The sequence below is a fragment of the Leisingera sp. F5 genome, from assembly GCF_001593695.1.
In genome coordinates this window covers 1-1,035 of record NZ_LUKH01001425.1, presented here as the reverse complement: position 1 = coordinate 1,035, position 1,035 = coordinate 1, and the positions used below count along the sequence as shown (strand labels likewise).

Here is a 1,035-nt window from a genome sequence, read left to right as displayed (position 1 = left end):
GGCAAAGAAGGCGCCATCGCCTCCGTTGACCCGAAAGCCGGCAAAGCCATCGTCGACGGCGTGAACATGGCCATCCGCCATACCCGCCAGTCGCAGAACGAACAGGGCGGCCGTCTGCCCAAAGCACTGCCGATCGACCTGTCGAACCTGGCGCTGCTGGACAGCAACGGCAAAGCAACCCGCGTCGGCTTCCGCGAGGAAGACGGCAAGAAGGTGCGCTTCGCCAAGACCACCGGGGAGACTGTCTGATGCTTGACGCTGCAACCTACACCCCGCGCCTGAAAACTCTTTACAAGGACACCATCCGTGGCGCCCTGAAAGAAGAGTTCGCATATAAGAACGACATGATGCTCCCCAAGCTGGAGAAAATCGTTCTGAACATCGGCTGTGGCCGCGCTGCTGTCAAAGACAGCAAGAAAGCCAAGTCCGCTCAGGCCGACCTGACCCTTATCGCGGGCCAGAAAGCTCTGACCACCGTGGCAAAGAACTCCATCGCCGGCTTCCGCGTTCGCGAAGGCATGCCGATGGGCGCCAAGGTGACCCTGCGCGGTGACCGGATGTACGAATTCCTCGACCGTCTGATCACCATTGCGATGCCCCGTATCCGCGACTTCCGCGGCGTTTCGGGCACCTCTTTCGACGGCCGCGGCAACTATGCCATGGGTCTGAAAGAGCATCTCGTGTTCCCGGAAATCGATTTCGATAAGATCGATGAAAACTGGGGCATGGACATCGTGATCGCCACCACCGCGAAAACTGACGCGGAAGCAAAGGCGCTGTTGAAAGCTTTCAACATGCCCTTCAACAGCTGAGCGCGGGAAGGACAGAGACATGGCTAAGAAAAGCATGATCGAACGCGAGAAGAAGCGCGAGCGTCTGGTGGCAAAATATGCCGCAAAACGCGCCGAGCTGAAAGAGATCGCGACAGACGAAAGCCGCCCGATGGAAGAGCGTTTCAAAGCGCGTCTGAAACTGGCGAAACTGCCGCGCAACTCGTCGGCAACCCGTCTTCACAACCGCTGCCAGCTCACCGGC

Annotated in this window: 3 protein-coding genes; all 3 read left to right on the top strand. The window is 59.0% G+C overall.

The genetic code is table 11. The annotated features are described in order from the left end of the window. The coding region (gene rplX, locus A2I95_RS41970) for a 50S ribosomal protein L24 (protein WP_291738163.1) at positions 1 to 249 on the top strand (249 nt) is incomplete at its 5' end. Beyond that, positions 249 to 812 (top strand): 50S ribosomal protein L5, encoded by a 564-nt coding sequence (rplE, locus tag A2I95_RS41965; RefSeq protein ID WP_035919890.1) that lies wholly within the window; start codon positions 249 to 251, stop codon positions 810 to 812. The genes rplX and rplE, both read left to right, overlap by 1 nt. Before the next feature lie 19 nt (positions 813 to 831). Beyond that, on the top strand, positions 832 to 1,035 hold a 204-nt coding region (gene rpsN, locus A2I95_RS41960), incomplete at its 3' end, for a 30S ribosomal protein S14 (RefSeq protein WP_291738162.1).